Source organism: Paenibacillus sp. FSL H7-0350, from assembly GCF_038593195.1.
Lineage (GTDB): Bacteria > Bacillota > Bacilli > Paenibacillales > Paenibacillaceae > Paenibacillus_AQ.
Genome location: NZ_CP151972.1, coordinates 5,991,859 through 6,007,664, shown reverse-complemented (window position 1 = coordinate 6,007,664; position 15,806 = coordinate 5,991,859). Strand labels below are relative to the sequence as shown.

The 15,806-nt window shown below is 50.6% G+C and carries 11 protein-coding genes and 1 pseudogene; 7 read left to right on the top strand and 5 right to left on the bottom strand.

The window, feature by feature from the left end:
• Positions 1–248 precede the first annotated feature (248 nt).
• Together NYE24_RS27130 and NYE24_RS27125 are read left to right on the top strand one after the other, a co-directional pair.
• Positions 249–1,148 (top strand): NAD(P)-dependent oxidoreductase, encoded by a 900-nt coding sequence (locus NYE24_RS27130; protein WP_327196398.1) that lies wholly within the window; start codon positions 249–251, stop codon positions 1,146–1,148.
• A gap of 72 nt (positions 1,149–1,220) precedes the next feature.
• Entirely contained in the window at positions 1,221–1,724 is a 504-nt protein-coding gene (locus tag NYE24_RS27125) for a GNAT family N-acetyltransferase (RefSeq protein ID WP_342477118.1), read from the top strand.
• 159 nt (positions 1,725–1,883) lie between these two features.
• Here NYE24_RS27125 and NYE24_RS27120 read toward each other — a convergent pair whose 3' ends face one another.
• The gene (locus NYE24_RS27120) at positions 1,884–3,116 is read right to left on the bottom strand and encodes an IS110 family transposase (RefSeq protein ID WP_342476948.1); all 1,233 of its coding nucleotides are present in this window, start codon (positions 3,114–3,116) and stop codon (positions 1,884–1,886) included.
• Between the two features lie 683 nt (positions 3,117–3,799).
• On the opposite strand from NYE24_RS27120, the gene NYE24_RS27115 reads away from it, so the two are divergent.
• The 4 genes and pseudogenes from NYE24_RS27115 to NYE24_RS27100 form a co-directional block, all read left to right on the top strand.
• Entirely contained in the window at positions 3,800–4,615 is an 816-nt protein-coding gene (locus tag NYE24_RS27115; RefSeq protein ID WP_235218478.1) for an ATP-binding cassette domain-containing protein, read from the top strand.
• Between the two features lie 27 nt (positions 4,616–4,642).
• Positions 4,643–5,473: a hypothetical protein gene (locus NYE24_RS27110; protein ID WP_036696915.1), complete on the top strand. Its 831-nt coding sequence runs from the start codon at positions 4,643–4,645 to the stop codon at positions 5,471–5,473.
• 9 nt (positions 5,474–5,482) lie between these two features.
• On the top strand, positions 5,483–6,274 hold the full coding sequence (locus tag NYE24_RS27105) for an ABC-2 family transporter protein (protein WP_342477117.1): 792 nt from the start codon (positions 5,483–5,485) through the stop codon (positions 6,272–6,274).
• Positions 6,275–6,454: 180 nt separating this feature from the next.
• Positions 6,455–6,589: pseudogene (locus tag NYE24_RS27100) on the top strand (NAD(P)-dependent oxidoreductase); the annotation flags it as partial.
• Between the two features lie 85 nt (positions 6,590–6,674).
• On the opposite strand, the gene NYE24_RS27095 reads toward NYE24_RS27100, so the two are convergent.
• The 3 genes from NYE24_RS27095 to tkt form a co-directional block, all read right to left on the bottom strand.
• Entirely contained in the window at positions 6,675–8,045 is a 1,371-nt protein-coding gene (locus NYE24_RS27095) for a M14 family metallocarboxypeptidase (RefSeq protein WP_342477116.1), read from the bottom strand.
• A 377-nt stretch (positions 8,046–8,422) separates the two neighbouring features.
• Positions 8,423–8,740 carry a pyrimidine/purine nucleoside phosphorylase gene (locus NYE24_RS27090; protein ID WP_036696917.1) on the bottom strand — a complete coding sequence of 106 codons (318 nt, stop codon included), beginning with the start codon at positions 8,738–8,740 and terminating at the stop codon, positions 8,423–8,425.
• Between the two features lie 135 nt (positions 8,741–8,875).
• Positions 8,876–10,924: a transketolase gene (gene tkt, locus NYE24_RS27085; protein ID WP_342477115.1), complete on the bottom strand. Its 2,049-nt coding sequence runs from the start codon at positions 10,922–10,924 to the stop codon at positions 8,876–8,878.
• 306 nt (positions 10,925–11,230) lie between these two features.
• Here tkt and NYE24_RS27080 point away from each other — a divergent pair, with 306 nt between their 5' ends.
• Positions 11,231–11,875, top strand: coding sequence for a hypothetical protein (locus NYE24_RS27080; RefSeq protein WP_342477114.1), 645 nt, complete (start codon positions 11,231–11,233; stop codon positions 11,873–11,875).
• Positions 11,876–11,956: 81 nt separating this feature from the next.
• On the opposite strand, the gene NYE24_RS27075 is transcribed toward NYE24_RS27080, so the two are convergent.
• A complete protein-coding gene (locus tag NYE24_RS27075) occupies positions 11,957–15,220 on the bottom strand; it encodes a hypothetical protein (protein ID WP_342477113.1) in 3,264 nt (1,087 codons plus the stop codon).
• Positions 15,221–15,806: the final 586 nt, after the last annotated feature.

The window sequence follows — 15,806 nt, the reverse complement described above, 5'->3', positions numbered from 1 at the left end:
CCTCCTGTTTATCTCTTTAGATTTGACACCGTGTGTTGCAACATTATAATCTAGAATACTTTAATTTGCCTTGACTGGCAAGGTCTTAAGGCATATCCCCGGCTTTCCGAACCCTGTTTATGAAAAAAACACTGAAAGCGGTTACCAAGCAAACAAGCAAACCTGTTCTGTGGAACATGCTGTAACCTTCTGATAGAATGAAGGCAAACTTAGTTTCTATAATATGATCTCAGGAGAGCAAAGGTGGAATTGAAATGAAGCACATCGGCTTTATCGGACTCGGAACAATGGGAGCACCTATGGCGTCGAATCTGCTGCGAAGCGGCTTTGAGGTTACGGTGTACAACCGTACAGCAGCGAAATGCAAACCTCTGGAACAGGAAGGCGCGAAGACAGCCGCCACTCCGCAGGCAGCAGCAGAAGGCAAGGATGTTATTATCACCATGATCAGCAACGATGATTCGATCCGTGAAGTCTTCTACGGTGACGATGGTATTCTCGCTACCCTTCAGCCGGGAACAACTGTGATTGATTCCAGCACCATCTCCCCCGGCCTTGCAAAAGAGATCGCCGCTGAAGTTGAAGCGCGGGGCGGCAGCTTCCTTGATGCCCCTGTAACCGGCAGCAAGCCGGCAGCTATAGACGGCACACTGGTCTTCATGGTCGGCGGACATGCCGAAGTGATTGAGAAGCACCGGGATCTCTTCGACTCCATGGGCCGCCTGCTGCTGCATATGGGCGCTAACGGCAGCGGCGCTGTAGCCAAGCTGGCTCACAATGCCATGGTCGGCATTCACAATGTCGCGCTCGCCGAGGGCTTCTCCATTGCGGTGAAATCCGGAGTACCCGCAGACAAGTTCCTGGAGCTGGTGAAGAACGGCTCAGCCGGCAGCAAGCAGGCCGAGCTGAAGGGCCAGAAGATCATCGAAGGCGACTTCAGCAACCAGTTCTCTCTTGCCCTGATGCTCAAGGATCTCAAGCTGGCCTCCTCGCTCAGTGATTCCACCGGCGTCCCTTCCCCTATGCTCGGCGTAGCCAAGAGCATGTTCCAGGCAGGCTTCAACCACGGCTACGGCGACGAGGACCTCTCCGCGGTGGTCAAATCCTACGAAGACTGGATCGGGAAGAAGATCGGCGAAGGTAACTAATGTAACGGCGGCTTTTCCAGAATCTGTTTATGATGGTGTTACACACTATTGTAAACAGGGGAGGAAATTTCAATGCTGACCTTTGAACTCGCCCGGCCACAAGATGCGGCCATGTTGGCGGATGTACAGAAAAGAACCTTCGACGATGATGCCCGCCGTTATCAGGGTAAAGAAGAGGATGGCCCTCCGGGCTATGATTCTGTGCCCTGGCAAGCGGAACAGATGCAGCAGGGCCATTACTACAAGCTTCTGAAAGACGGTGAAATTGTCGGCGGGATGATAATCATCCCGTCATCTTCAGAAGAGGAATGTCATCTGGGCCGCATCTTTATCGATCCGCTCTGCCAGAATCAAGGCTTCGGACATGAAGCTTTGCATTTCCTATTTGTACAGTACCCTGCTGCGAAGCGCTGGACGCTGGATACTCCCTCTTGGGCCGTCCGGAATCATCACTTCTATGAGAAGCACGGCTTCATTCGTACCGGAGAAATCTATGATGCGGAGAGCAGCCAGAGCATCTGGGAATATGAGCGGACACATCCGCTGACAAAGGCAGGCTGTTTAGAGCAGAATTAGCCTATCGGGTGAACCACCCGATATTTTATGCCGCACCTAAGAATGTATTCGGTTTAATACGAAAATAAAAATATCGGAAAATGCGCCGCAGACTGGGTTTTTGACAAAAAAAGACCCATCGCCCCAAAAAAACGTTTCGTTTTTTTGAAAAAGGGAAGACTATGGGATAGGATTCAATTGAACACTATATCCTAACTGCTGGATATATTTCACGTACCTATCTAACGTGTTTTTCTTGGACGTCTCATCGCCTAGTGAGACGTCTATTTCTTGGTATGACCTCTTCTCCCGCATCAGGGCATGGAGGATTCGAATCAGCAAATGCGCGGTGGCGACGTTTGCTTTTTTATCGCCTCGTCTCTTACGAATTCGTCGAAAGAATTGTCCGATCCGATTCGAGGAGCGAGAGTTTGCCCAAGCCGCCTGACACAAGGCCCCTTTCAGATGCTTGTTCCCTTGCATCGTTTTTGACTTTCTTCGCTTTCCAGCGCTTTCGTTGTTCCCTGGACACACCCCCGCCCATGAAGCAAACTGCGCATCACTCGGGAACATTTCCGCGACATGCGGCCCCACTTCGGCAAAGATGGTCACGGCAGACGTCCGCTCAATTCCTGGAATGGAGTCAATTTGTTCAATCTTCTCCAGGTACGGTTCTGCCTTTGCCTCGATTCGAGCTTCCAGTTCCGTGATCCTTTTCTCCAAATAGACCAAGTGGTCCCAGTGGTCTCGAATCATCTCGCGATGATGACGGCGCAGCTTGCCATTGAGCGCGTCTAGCAACTGCGGAACTTTCCTTTTTAAACGGGTTTTGACCAGGTTCTTAACGGTCCCTTCGTCGATGACCTCGCCGTCCATGATCTTCTGGAGCAGGCCCCGCCCTGAAACCCCATATAGATCGGACATAAAGGTGGTTAGCTTGATGTTGGCATCCTGCAGGATTTTGTGAATGCGGTTTTTCTCCGCCGTCACCGCCTGCACCATCTTACTCCGGTAACGGGTCAAGTCTCGCAAATCCCGAATGTCCTGTTCGGGCACCATACTGCCTTCAATGAGCCCGCAACGGTGCAATTGCGCTAACCAGCGCGCATCTTGCATGTCACTTTTTCGACCCGGCGTATTCTTTACCCGCTGGGCGTTGGCCAAGACCAGATCACAACTGCCCTCTAAGATGTTCCATACCGGTTTCCATAACACGCCCGTGCTCTCCATCACCACCTCCCGGCAGCCGTGTTCACTCAGCCAATCTTGCAGGCCTAGCAATTCTTTGGTTGTCGTCCCAAAGGTTTTCAGGTGACATTGTGGTTTCTGTTCGATCGGTCCTTTCAACACGCAGGCCACAACGGTTTCCTGGTGCACGTCCAGACCGGCGCAACACATACGTACAGCATCCATTCCAACCATCCTCCATCGTCAGTTTACAAATCATGCGCTCGAGTGAGTGTAATTTAATACACGTACTTTTGGGGCTACAATAGGCGATGCTCGAAAAGCGCAATAGAACGGTTTTTCGCACGGGGTGTATCCCAGTAACCGTTTCCGCCCTTTGATTTGTATATGTAGTGTTGACGACTACAGCCTCATTTAGAATGGTTGCGACGGATGCCACCCACTTATTTTCATTCCTGGGGGTGACAAGGCCTCTGTCTTGTCATGCCTGTTTTTCGATTACATTTTGACCACGGGTCAACGCCCAGCCTATTGTGTTCGGTTTTCCGCATACATTCAGCCCGCATCCCATAGAAAAAGGTGCCCTGGAATTCCAGGGCACCTTTCTTTGCATTCATGGCAAGGCCGTCTAATTAGGGCGAGAACGCAAAAATACCGATGATTTCATCACCGGTACGAGAAGTTTATTTTACAGTACATATACAAAAAAACATACGTTTTCCTTGCGTTAACTATAAAATTAATATAGCACAGAAATGTCAACATAACAAGCATTTTTATGGAAAATGAAGAAAATAAATGATTCTCCCCCTGTCAGCCGGGCAGCAAGGATCAAGAAGGCCTCCGACGCGGCTGTCCCCCTCTCCTCCCCTAATGATATGATCTTCTGCGCGAAGGAGGCGACTGATATGCAAATCAGACTGAGAGATATCCGCAAAAGCTTCAAGGTGTACAAACGGCCCGAAGGAAAGTGGGGGCTACTGAGAGGAGCGTTTATGCGGAATGTTACCCGGGTGGACGCGCTCGGCGGCATCAGCTTTGATATTGAAGAGGGTGAACTGGTAGGTTATATTGGCCCGAACGGCGCCGGCAAATCCACCTCCGTCAAGATAATGAGCGGCATCCTGACACCCGACAGCGGAGAATGCACCATCTTGGGCAAGATTCCATGGAAGCACCGCGTAGAGCATGTATCCAAGATCGGCGTTGTGTTTGGCCAGCGCTCACAGTTATGGTGGGATGTTCCGGTGGCAGACTCTTTTGATGTACTAAAGGATATTTATGCGATCCCCCCAGGAGACTACCGCTTAAGACTATCCGAGTTATCGGCAACACTTGGTGTGGAAGCGCTCTTAAGGACCCCGGTGAGACAGCTTTCGCTCGGGCAGCGGATGCGCTGTGAGCTGGTAGCTGCGCTGCTGCACCGGCCGAAGCTTCTCTTTCTGGATGAGCCAACCATCGGACTCGATGCGGTATCCAAGCTGGCTTTGCGCAATTTTCTAAAGGAAGAGAACCGTAAGTACGGGATTACGATGCTGCTGACCACACACGATATGGACGATATTGAGGCATTATGCCAGCGGGTCATGGTGATCGGGCACGGACAACTGCTCTATGACGGGCAGCTATCAGGTCTGCAGCAGAAATATGCGCCGGAGGTCGTCATGAAAGTGAACACGGATGCGATGATTGCGGCTATGTACAATGACTTGGCTTTGGGTTAAGCCCATCAGCCCATCAGGAGGTGCACAATGAACTTTAGAAATACATGCCGGGCCTGCAGCTCCCTCTTCCGAATCCGCATGGCTGAAGGGCTCCAGTACCGGGTGTCCGCCATATCAGGCACGATGGTCAGTGTGTTCTGGGCGCTTATAGAATGTGTGCTGTTCACCGTGTTCTATACATACAGCGACAATGGCTCCTGGAACAATAACGGACTCAGCCTTCCTCAGGCCATATCCTATGTTTGGCTGGCCCAGGGTCTGTTTGTACTCCAGAGTATGAACATCGACAGCGAAATTATGGGAAAAATCAACAACGGCGACGTCGGTATTGAGCTGTGCCGGCCCATGAACCTGTACACCCACTGGTTTGTTAAAAGCTCGGCCGGCAAGCTCGGCACCAGTTGGATGAGGGGGCTGGCTACCATAATGGCCGGCCTCCTGATGCCTGCCGGATATGCCCTAGGTGGACCCGCCTCCCTGCCTGCACTATTCTATTTCCTGCTGTCGGTGGTTATGGCGTTTGTGCTGTGCTCGGCCTTCGCTATGTTTGTGACTGCGATCCGGCTGAATATCACTTGGGGGGATGGACCGACCTATATGCTTCTTCTGCTAAGCGGCATACTGTCCGGCACCTATCTTCCCCTGCGTCTCTGGCCTGATTTCATGCAGACCTTCCTGTACCTGCAGCCGTTTGGCGGATTCGCCGACATCCCTCTGCAGCTATATATAGGCAGCGTGGCTCCTGCTGCCGCATTGCCCGGCATCGGCTTACAGCTCCTCTGGAGCCTTATCTTTATCGCGGCGGGCCGGATGATCATGAAGCGCAGACTGCATAACATTATCGTCCAGGGAGGGTGAGAATAACGAATGCTTGCTGAAGGTAAAATTTATTGCAAATACTTGCGGATGCATCTGCTGTCCGGCATGGAATATAAGGGCTGGTGGCTGATGCTGATTCAGGTGCTCACCGTGGTAGTCACTGATCCCATCGCCACCGTCTTGTTGTTCTCCCGCTTTGGTAATGTGGGCGAATGGACCGTGGCCCATATCATTCTGGTCTACTCACTGGCGGTAGCCTCCTTCGGACTTGCCGAGAGTCTATGCCGCGGCTTTGATTATTTCCCTTGGCATCTGCTGCGCTCCGGCGATTTCGACCGGCTGCTGCTCCGTCCACGGTCCCTGTTCGTGCAGGTTGCCGCCTCCAGATTCCATCTGCACCGGCTGGTCCGGCCGTTTACAGGGATCTGTGCGGCGGGCTGGGCGCTGGGACAGCTCGGCGTTCCCCTGACGCCCGGAAGGCTCGGCATTCTGGCGATGGCGCTGACCGGAGGCTGTCTGATGTACTGCGGAGTGTTCGTGCTAACCTCAGGGCTAGCTTTTTTCACTATCAAAGGGCTGGACTGGATCTTTCTGCTGACCAACGCCAGCTACCAGATTACCCGCTGCCCGGAGCCTTATATGCCGCGGATGCTAAAATCCTTGTTCAGCTTTGTGCTCCCCATGCTGTTCATCAGCTTCTATCCGGCGGCCACCGTCTGCGGCTGGAATTATCCCCGCTGGCTGGGCTTCCTCTCGCTCCCCTCCGGAGCTGCCTTCCTCGGAGTGTCTCTGCTGGTCTGGCGCATAGGCGTGAGGCATTACAAAAGCACGGGGAGCTGACAATACAAAAAAAGCACCCCAAGGTTATCCGAAGCCACTGAAAACTAACTTTTCATAGACAAAGTAAAAAACGCATCAAAAAGACGACGCTATTCGGTTCCTCCGAATGGATGTCGTCTTTTTTACCTATTTCTTCAACTTTGGTTACTCCATGAGTTTCAATATTCGTTTTAAATATCTATGCTCGGCGTAGCCAAGAGCATGTTCCAGGCAGGCTTCAACCACGGCTACGGCGACGTGGACCTCTCCGCTGTGGTCAAATCCTACAAAGACTGGATCGGCCGGAAGATCGGCGGCTCTGGGGATAAGGAATAGATGATATACCAGATTGCATGATTGCCCAGGCACAGCCGGATTTATCGGCTGTGCCTTTGTGTTGCAGTAGCGCACTGGTGCAGGATTACAGAGTACCCTCAGCAGCCTCAGGCTGCTCTTCTTCTGGTAATCCGCTATCGGTTGCCGGGATTGAATTCTCTGCCTTCTCAGGCCATGTAATCGTTACTTTACGTCCGTCTATCCACCAGTCCCCGCCCGGAGCAGAAGCCCGCAGCCAGGTCCCATATCTTCCCGATATCGCCATAGTCTGCGGATCGATGAAGGTCACTTTCGGTGAGTAAGCATCCGGATATTGATAAGCCGGTATACGATTGCTCCAGCTGGCATTCGCCGAGATTTGCTCAATTACAGCGAGCTTTCCGGGAGATGGATGAATCCATCCCAGGCCCTCCGCTGCCTGAACCTGATACCAGTCACCCTTCCGGGCAATAACATGAAGCTTTTGCGGTAGAATACGTGTACCTCCAGCAGAAGCCCCTATATTCGCGTACAGTTCTGTTTCAGCCAGCAGATCCATGGATTCTTGAAGATATTGTGCCTTCTGCTTAGCCAGCCATAACGAATAGGATTGTCCGGCAGAATATAAGCCAACCGCTTTATTCTCGGACCAGATGCCATTGAACTGTTTCAAGGGAACGCTGCCTTCCCCCGCATAGCTTGCAATCTCAATGGTGAACCCCGGACGGCGGTACTCCTGGATGAACCAATCCTTATATCCGCCACCCGAAGGATTCTTCTCGGGAGCTACCAGAGAATAACCGGTCAGACCGGTAAGGGATCTGGCTATCGTTTTGTCCCGGTTCAGACTGCTATTAATCGTATTGAAATGCCAAAAAATAATCTCCCCGGAGCTATGATAGGAAATAGTCACCTCCGGATCAATCCGCTCTGTGAAATTCATCATCATCTGCACTTCCGCAGCCTCTCCCGGCTTCTTCCCCTTATAATTCTGATACCACGGGTATGAGCTGGCATTCTTTATGCCCTTCCAGTTCGCCGGATATTGACGGTTTAGGTCAAGGCCTTGCATGTTCGCCTTCCAACGGTTGAAATTGCTGCTGTTTCCGTTATATTGACGCAGCATTTGAGCCACATCTGCTGACAGTCCTGCTGTACCCTGCTGGGACAGGGTAACTCCATCCGGATTGACCATCGGCACGAACCAGATGCTGACTTCATCCAGTAAACGGCGTACGTTATAACCGCCTATCGTCTCATTGTTATCATAGGCCTGGGCGTACGAATCTATCATTTTCATCAAAAGACTGCTGGTCATCCATTCTCTGGCATGGTGAGAACCGTTAAGGAACAGCGCCGATTCTCCCCGCCCCAGCTTCACTGCCCATAGCTGCCGCCCATAAGCAGTCGCTCCCAGCGATTCGGATGATACCAGATCAGGGTATCGCGTCACTAGACTCTCAATATCCCTTTGCATAACAGTATAGGAATAGACCTGATTTGGATTCACTATATTTGCCGATGCATAGGTCATTCCTGCAGGTACAAATAACAGCACTAATAGTATTAAACAACCGAACCATAACAACGTAAGCTTATGTATTTCCTTGCAAAAGCTTGACTTTCCCAACCTCTCATCTCCTCTATCATTCCTAGCAGAATGTGCCAGTTCCCCAAATGGATAGTGGAAGTATATGAGAATATACCTATTTCGTCAATAATAGATTAAATAGCTTCATCTTTTGTCGAATTGTGTATTTGTGCTCCCGCGTCTTAAGGAATGATGGTCTGTCTACAAAAAAATCCCCCGGCAGCCGAAGCTGCCAGGGGATTCCTTCGTTCCAATTCTTTATTTTATACAATCGGGTAAGAACAGCAATAATCAGTTAATACGAATACTTCCAGGGCAAATTTGGAGTTGCCGGGAACATGGAAGGTCTCCGCTCCGTCAATGTCCTTCCACACTTCAGTGCCGGGAAGCAGCACCTTGAGCTTGCCGGAGAGAATCTCCATCGTCTCGGGGCCCTCTGTGCCGAATTCGTATACGCCAGGCAGCATAATGCCGAGTGTCACCTTAGTGCCGTCTTCCAGAGTAACTGTACGGCTGGTCACTTTTCCGTCGTAATAAATATTGGCTGCTTTTTGAATTGTCGCGTTGGTGAACTGACTCATCTGCTTATTCTCCCCTTTGTTCAAATATAAGAATTTATAGGTTTCACACTATAAATTATCCTTCTATTTCTCGCTGAAACGGTACCGTCCTTTAGAAAGGACGGCAAAGCCGTTTCAACTTGTTAGATCCGTCTATTATAGCAGCGCTTTTACACGGCTGACTACATTTTCTACAGTGAAGCCATATTCTCTGATTACAGTGTCGCCAGGGGCGGAAGCGCCGAAGGTAGTGATTCCCAGAATGTCGCCCTGATCGCCTGTATAACGTTCCCAGCCGAAGGATTGCGCCATTTCGATGGCCAGGCGGGCCTTCACTTCAGGCAGGATAACGGAATCGCGGTATGCCTTATCCTGCTTCTCGAACAGATCCCAGCTCGGCAAGCTGATTACACGAACATCAATGCCTTCTTCGGCAAGCGCAGCCTGAGCCTTAACCGCCAGCTGTACTTCAGAGCCTGTAGCAATGATCTGTGCCTGCGGAGTGCCGTTCTTGGAATCAGATACCACATATCCGCCGCGTTTGATGTTATCGCGCACACCGTCTACGGTTCCAGCCAGGATCGGCAGGTTCTGACGGGTCAGTACCAGTGCTACCGGATTAGCGGTGTTCTCCATAGCGTATGCCCAAGCTGCTGAGGTTTCGTTGGCGTCAGCCGGACGAATGACCGTAAGACCTGGAATGATACGCAGGGAAGCAAGCTGTTCAATCGGCTCATGGGTAGGACCGTCTTCACCCACAGCAATACTGTCATGAGTAAGCACATAGGTTACCGGCAGCTTCATAATGGAAGCCAGACGGACAGCCGGACGCAGGTAATCTGTGAATACGAAGAACGTACCGCCGAATACCTTAAGACCGCTGTGCAGTGCAATACCATTCATAGCTGCGGCCATACCGAATTCACGTACGCCGAAGTAGATATTACGGCCGTCATAGGATTCAGAGGTGAACTGGGACAGACCGTTCAAGTGCGTCATGGTCGAGCTCTCCAGATCGGCAGAACCCCCAACCAACTGCGGGATACCGCCAGTCAGTCCGTTCAGTGCATTACCGGAAGCCACACGGGTAGATACAGCTTTGTCTTCTGCTTTGTAGAAGGGCAGATTAGCATCCCAGCCTGCAGGAAGCTCACCGTTCAGTGCAGTTTCGAGCTGTGCAGCAAGCTCAGGGTATGCTTTTTTGTAGGCTGCAAATTTATCGTCCCATGCCTTGTTGGCGGCGATTCCTTTGGCCTTCACTTCAGCAAAGCTGGCGCGGACTTCATCCGGTACATAGAAATCTTCTTCATATACCCATTTGTAGTATGCCTTCGTCAGCTTCGTTTCATCAGCACCCAGCGGGGAGCCATGAGTACCGCCGTGGCCGCCTTTACCTTGCTTGTTCGGGCTGCCGTAGCCGATGACAGTCTTCACTTCGATCAGTGTCGGTTTGCTGCTGTCTGCCTGAGCCTCTTCAAGAGCCTTAGCCAGTGCAGGAAGATCGTTACCGTCTTCTACGCGCAGGACCTGCCAGCCGTAAGCTTCGAACCGCTTGGCAACATTCTCGGAGAATGAAAGGTTCAGCTTGCCGTCGAGAGAGATATCATTCGAATCGTACATTACAATCAGCTTGCCCAGCTTCAGGTGACCGGCAAGTGAAGCAGACTCGGAAGAGATCCCTTCCATCAAATCGCCGTCGCCGCAGATGGCGTACGTATAATGGTCAATCACGTTATGTTCATCTTTATTGTAAGTGGCACCCAGCTGAGCTTCAGCCATTGCCATACCTACAGCCATACCGATACCTTGTCCAAGCGGACCGGTTGTCGCATCTACACCGGCAGTGTGGCCAACTTCCGGATGTCCCGGAGTTAAGCTGCCCCATTGGCGGAACTGCTTCAATTCTTCCATAGGCAGATCATAGCCGCTTAGGTGCAGCAAACTGTAGAGGAGCATGGAGCCATGTCCGGCAGACAACACGAAACGGTCACGGTTGACCCAAGTCGGGTGGTCCGGGTTATGATTCATCGTCTTGGCGAACAATTGGTACCCCATAGGTGCGGAGCCCATCGGCATACCCGGATGTCCGGAGTTTGCCTTTTCAATGGCATCAATGGCAAGTGTACGGATTGTAGTGATGGCCAGGTTGTCCACCGTTGAGTTTTCTTCTTTATGAATGGCTTGATCTTTTGCTTGTTCAGTCATTACAATAATCCTCCTCGAATCAAGAATGTCATTTTGACTATTATTGTATCACGGAAGTGGAAGCATTTCCAATTGTTTTTGCTGTAGCTTATGTTTAGCGGCTTCTGCCGGGTCTATACACTCCTAAGCCAGATTTACGGCGCTCTTGAAGATGCACGACAGGAATGCAGAGACTTAGCCTTAAGTCTAGTTACTAATTAAGACTAAAGTTTGTTTTACAAAGCGGGTTTATACAGTAAGATGGAAGTACCTCAGCGGAATTTTATCCGAATTATCCATAATTTCCAGAAGGAAGGAAGTCGGAAGATGACTACAAACAGAGATATTTATATTGTGCTGACCGGAACAGGCACGGCCTTCAGCGGAATTATTAAATGGTTCACCAAAGCGGAGCTGAATCATGCCTCGATTGCTTTTGACAGTGAGCTGCGCGAGGTCTACAGCTTCGGCCGGAAAAAAGTGTACAACCCTTTTATCGCCGGACTGATCCATGAGAACTTCATCCATCCGTTCTATAACAGTGCAGACTGTGCCATCTACCAGCTTAGAGTCAGTGAGGAAGAATACAACACGATGTATAATCATGTCCAGGGTATGATGCAGAATCAGGAGCGTTATAAATATCACCTGCTCGGTCTGGTCGGTGTGCTGCTGAACATCCGGATTGACCGTGATAACGCCTATTTCTGTTCCCAGTTCGTCGCCTCTGTATTGGAGGAAACTACTGTTCATCCGGTAGCCAAGCCCTCCTGCTTCGTGACTCCGGAGGATTTCGCTTCATCTCTATGCGCTCACAAAATATTCAGCGGCAAACTCTCCTACTATATGCACCGGAGTCATTCTGCGGCCCTGCTAGGTTCCAGTCTACATAACCCCCAAGCTACTAATCCGCCAGATTTTGCAGTCCCAAGGCTGCTGCTGCATGAAGAACGGACCGAGGGAATCGTCTGAACGATCAACCTCCGCCCGCTTAATGCCTAGTAAAACATAAAATTATGGCAGAAGCATAAGGCACAAGGATTGCAACCCGCGTTATTTTACACGATGGCTCTGATAATATTCTGTCCAATCTCCGAGAATCGTTACCGCCACTGTATCCACCTTGGTCTGATACTCATTGGTTGCGGTGAAGGTAAAAGTAACCGGACCATCCGGCAGCTGTTCGAACGATGGGTCAGCCAGCTCACCTGTCCACATGGTCTTATCGCTCCCGGTCGGGCTCAGCGCAGCCGTGTATCCTCCGGTCATTGTGACTTGCACGGTATCCGGCAGTCCGGTAGCTGACCCCTGCAGCACGAATTTCTCGCCAGCCCAATAGACACTATACCCCCGCGGACTTTCAGTCGAACCGCTCTGCTTTATATTGTATGCCTGACGGTTGCCATTCCACTCCTCCGTATGACGGACAGCCCCCTTAATGCTAAGCAGGTTAACCATCATGAATTTCTTAGGGGAGACCTTACTCCATTCAAAGCCGTCATAGGCTTCTACTTCCACACCATACCTCATGTTCTCCACGAGTCTGCCAGCCGGCACCTGCCACTGCTTGTTGCTGGAATACTGTTCGCCCGAGCCGATAATCTGACCACTCGTCAGATCAATGATGCGAACCTTGAAGCGTTGCTGCGAATCCCCGTCTTCGTCTTGATAATCCCATTTGATAACTGGCGTAAGGGTGCTCACAATGGTTGGGCTGGTGTACACCGTACTCGCCGGGTAAGTGATGTTCACCACAGGGAGCCGGTTTACTACCGTAATATTTTGAATAAGTTCCCGGTACAGCCCCAATGAATCTGTGACAACCTGCCGCAGGGCGAAGGTTCCGTTAGAAGTGAACTGCTTGGTGAAATTGCTTTGTGTGTTAAAGAGCGCCTCTGTTCCACCTGCCGGCTTCAGGAAATACTGATGGCTTATGGCGTCCCCCTTCGGAATATCCGCGTCCGTTGCTGTACTTTGGATGTTTAGAACATCCGTCCGGTAGATCGGTACCTTCGCCGCATCTTTTCCGGTATCCGTAATGAGGGTGAATCCCGGCTTAGGCGGGTTGTCGATGATGAAGGCTTTTTCGTTGGAGATTTCAGACCACTTCCGTTTGGAGAATGCCCGTCCCTGAACGGTATAGAGCAGGAATCGGTCCAGCGATTGATCCGGCAATTGATACTGGCGTACTGATCCCGTACTGTCGCTGTTCTCTACCGTTTTGGCTAGCAGCCCGTCCTTCGTAAAGAACTCCAGCCGGTAGCTCTCCTGCGGATCGTTCTCCGGGTCGGAGTAGGTCCACTTGATCAGCGGATCTCCTTCTTTTTCCGCATCGATAATCGTAGGGTTGTTAACCGTCCCTGCAGGATACGTAAGGGTCATGCCAGGAGCCATGTTTTCTTTAACCGTTACCTTAAGTGTAGCTATGTTCGACTTGTCTCCAATCTGGTCTACAGCCCAATGCTCCAGCGTATAGGTTCCTAGTTCATCAAAGGTAAGAGAGATACTCGGAGTCTGGAAAAGTGTGATCTTATGATCGCTTCCCGTTACCCGCCAGTAATACTTCAAGCTGCTCTGATCGGCTACATCTTCATCCACATCAAAGGAAGTGAAGGTATGGGTATCGTATTGATTGACCGCTGCCGGACCGTTGATTGCCGCTGTAGGAACATGGTTTTTGACGCTGAACATCTGGGTGGCATAGGAATACAGATATCCATCCGTTGCGTTCAGTCTCATTTCCCAGCCGTCAGAGATGGCTTTTTGAGCAGAAATCCCATAATCATTGAGTACGTCCTGCACCCTGAATACCTGATTCCGGTTGCTCCCCCGCCAGTAATAAGGATCATTGTTAAGCTTGGTATACCAGCCATACTGCAAATTATCTCCGTCTTCATCCGGATCGGGCGTCAAATTATTCAAGATGATGACCGTATCCCGGTAGACCTCACTTGGCATCGTAAAGCTGGCCGCAGGCGGATGATTAATGACCTGCACGGTTTGGCTGTACATATTCGACCAGAGCCCGCGGTTATCGTGAACCTGCAGATTAAGCTGGTAAGAGCCCACGCCGAAGGCCGCGATGTTTGGGGGTACCGTCGCACCGCCCGAATGACTCCACACCTGCTGCCAGTCGTCTTTTATAACCGTCCAGGAATACAGATCAAGCGGATCATTATCCGGGTCAAAGGACTTATCAATAATAGTGGTTGCCTTGCGGTATGAGACATGGGTTGGACTCACTGTGAACAAGGCGACCGGCGGTAGGTTGGCTGCACTGCCCACACTCTGCTGCATCCAGTCACTCCAAACCCCGAGGCCGTTAGGACCATCGATGTCCCGGACACGCAGCCGGATCTCATGGGCTTTGCCCGATGGAAGCTGTGCAGGTGGCTGTCCCTCCGTCCACACTTCATCCCCGGCTTTACGCCATTGCCACTGCCAGGTCACCAGCCCCTTGGAAGGACTGGACATATGGTCCAGATCATAAGAGCTGTCTGTGAGATGCAGCGTGCCGCCTATCAGCTTCGCTGAGAATAAGGCAACCGGCTTCCGGTGGATCATGAACGTCATGCTGGATAAGTTGTCGCGGCTCCACATACGGTAATTGTCAAACCGGTCATCACCCTTCGGATTATCCTTCGCTTGAAAGGTAGCCGTGTAAGCGCCGCTGAAGGGAAATGACGGATACTTGCTATCCCGCCACAATCCGCTGTCCCAGATCATCCCCATGGAGTTATCAAAAATAGCAGGGTCCTGATCATACCGGTACCGCTCTGCATATTTGCCGTCATTCTCATAATCGGTATAGGAGGTACTGATATCAATCGGACTATTAATAAGGAAGAAGGCTTTGTTCCTCAGCCGGTTGGTCACGCTAAAGGAAGTGGAGGCTTCCCCCTTCAGGTTGAACGGATCGACGACCTTCACATTGACGTTGTACAACCCAGGCGGGATTCCCTCATTTATCACATCGATGGGAATGGTGAAATTTTTCGCAGATCCTGTATTTGCTAAGGTGATCTTCTTGTAGAACACGTTCGGGATCTCGGCTATGACATCGACGGTATCGTTATCCGGGTCTTGTACGTATCCTTCCAGGTTGTACGTGCTTAACCCGGTATCGTTGATCACCGTTTGGTTCGGTTGGGAGGTCAGGGTGAGATTCGGTTTTTTATTGATGTTTAAGGGGAATACCCGGTAATCCTTGATGCTATAACCTTTGTAATACTCATTATCCCAGTCGTTGAACGGGTTATGCTTGATAAAGTAAAATTCATGTACTTCCGTTTCAATACCAATAGCTGTTGGCTTCATCCCCCCAGAATTCTCTTTAAAGTACGTGGAAATGTCCGGATAACACTGATAATCATACCCTTGCTCAGATCTACAAGTGGATTCATAAGTTAATCCTGGAAATCCATTTAAGGTATACGACGAAGAAGTATCACCGTTGGCCCCCACTGGTCCTGTGGAATAACCTGAATTTACACTCGACCGAACCCAATCCTGATTGTTATAAAAGATATGGAATTTCAACGAAACTTGATTCGCGTAGCCGTGAGGTTTTCCGTTATATGCGGTTGGCTCCAGCGCATTTCGTTGAGTTGTCCATCTACCATTTAAATAATTAGGTGAAACATTCACTTCCACATCGCCTGTTACCTGATTCCATCTGACATTCGTAAATTCATAGGCAGGGATATCCAATTGCATAGCGATCCCCCCCCCACCATCACTTTGTGCCTCTAAATGCACGGCAGGAACCTCAACATCATTAAACTCTATCACTTCCCCAGCCGCTGCTGCCCGTTCCGTCATCATTCCCGTCAACGACAATGTGATGATTAGGATTAGGATCTTAATCCGCATAATCAATGATCTCATATTTCGTCACTCCTTC

Coding starts and splice junctions, on each gene's coding strand:
- NYE24_RS27120 (WP_342476948.1), bottom strand. CDS start 3,116: ATGGATGCTGTACGTATGTGTTGCGCCGGTCTGGACGTGCACCAGGAA.
- NYE24_RS27115 (WP_235218478.1), top strand. CDS start 3,800: ATGCAAATCAGACTGAGAGATATCCGCAAAAGCTTCAAGGTGTACAAA.
- NYE24_RS27080 (WP_342477114.1), top strand. CDS start 11,231: ATGACTACAAACAGAGATATTTATATTGTGCTGACCGGAACAGGCACG.
- NYE24_RS27095 (WP_342477116.1), bottom strand. CDS start 8,045: ATGCAAAGGGATATTGAGAGTCTAGTGACGCGATACCCTGATCTGGTA.
- NYE24_RS27075 (WP_342477113.1), bottom strand. CDS start 15,220: ATGAAGCCAACAGCTATTGGTATTGAAACGGAAGTACATGAATTTTAC.
- NYE24_RS27105 (WP_342477117.1), top strand. CDS start 5,483: ATGCTTGCTGAAGGTAAAATTTATTGCAAATACTTGCGGATGCATCTG.
- NYE24_RS27125 (WP_342477118.1), top strand. CDS start 1,221: ATGCTGACCTTTGAACTCGCCCGGCCACAAGATGCGGCCATGTTGGCG.
- NYE24_RS27090 (WP_036696917.1), bottom strand. CDS start 8,740: ATGAGTCAGTTCACCAACGCGACAATTCAAAAAGCAGCCAATATTTAT.
- tkt (WP_342477115.1), bottom strand. CDS start 10,924: ATGACTGAACAAGCAAAAGATCAAGCCATTCATAAAGAAGAAAACTCA.
- NYE24_RS27110 (WP_036696915.1), top strand. CDS start 4,643: ATGAACTTTAGAAATACATGCCGGGCCTGCAGCTCCCTCTTCCGAATC.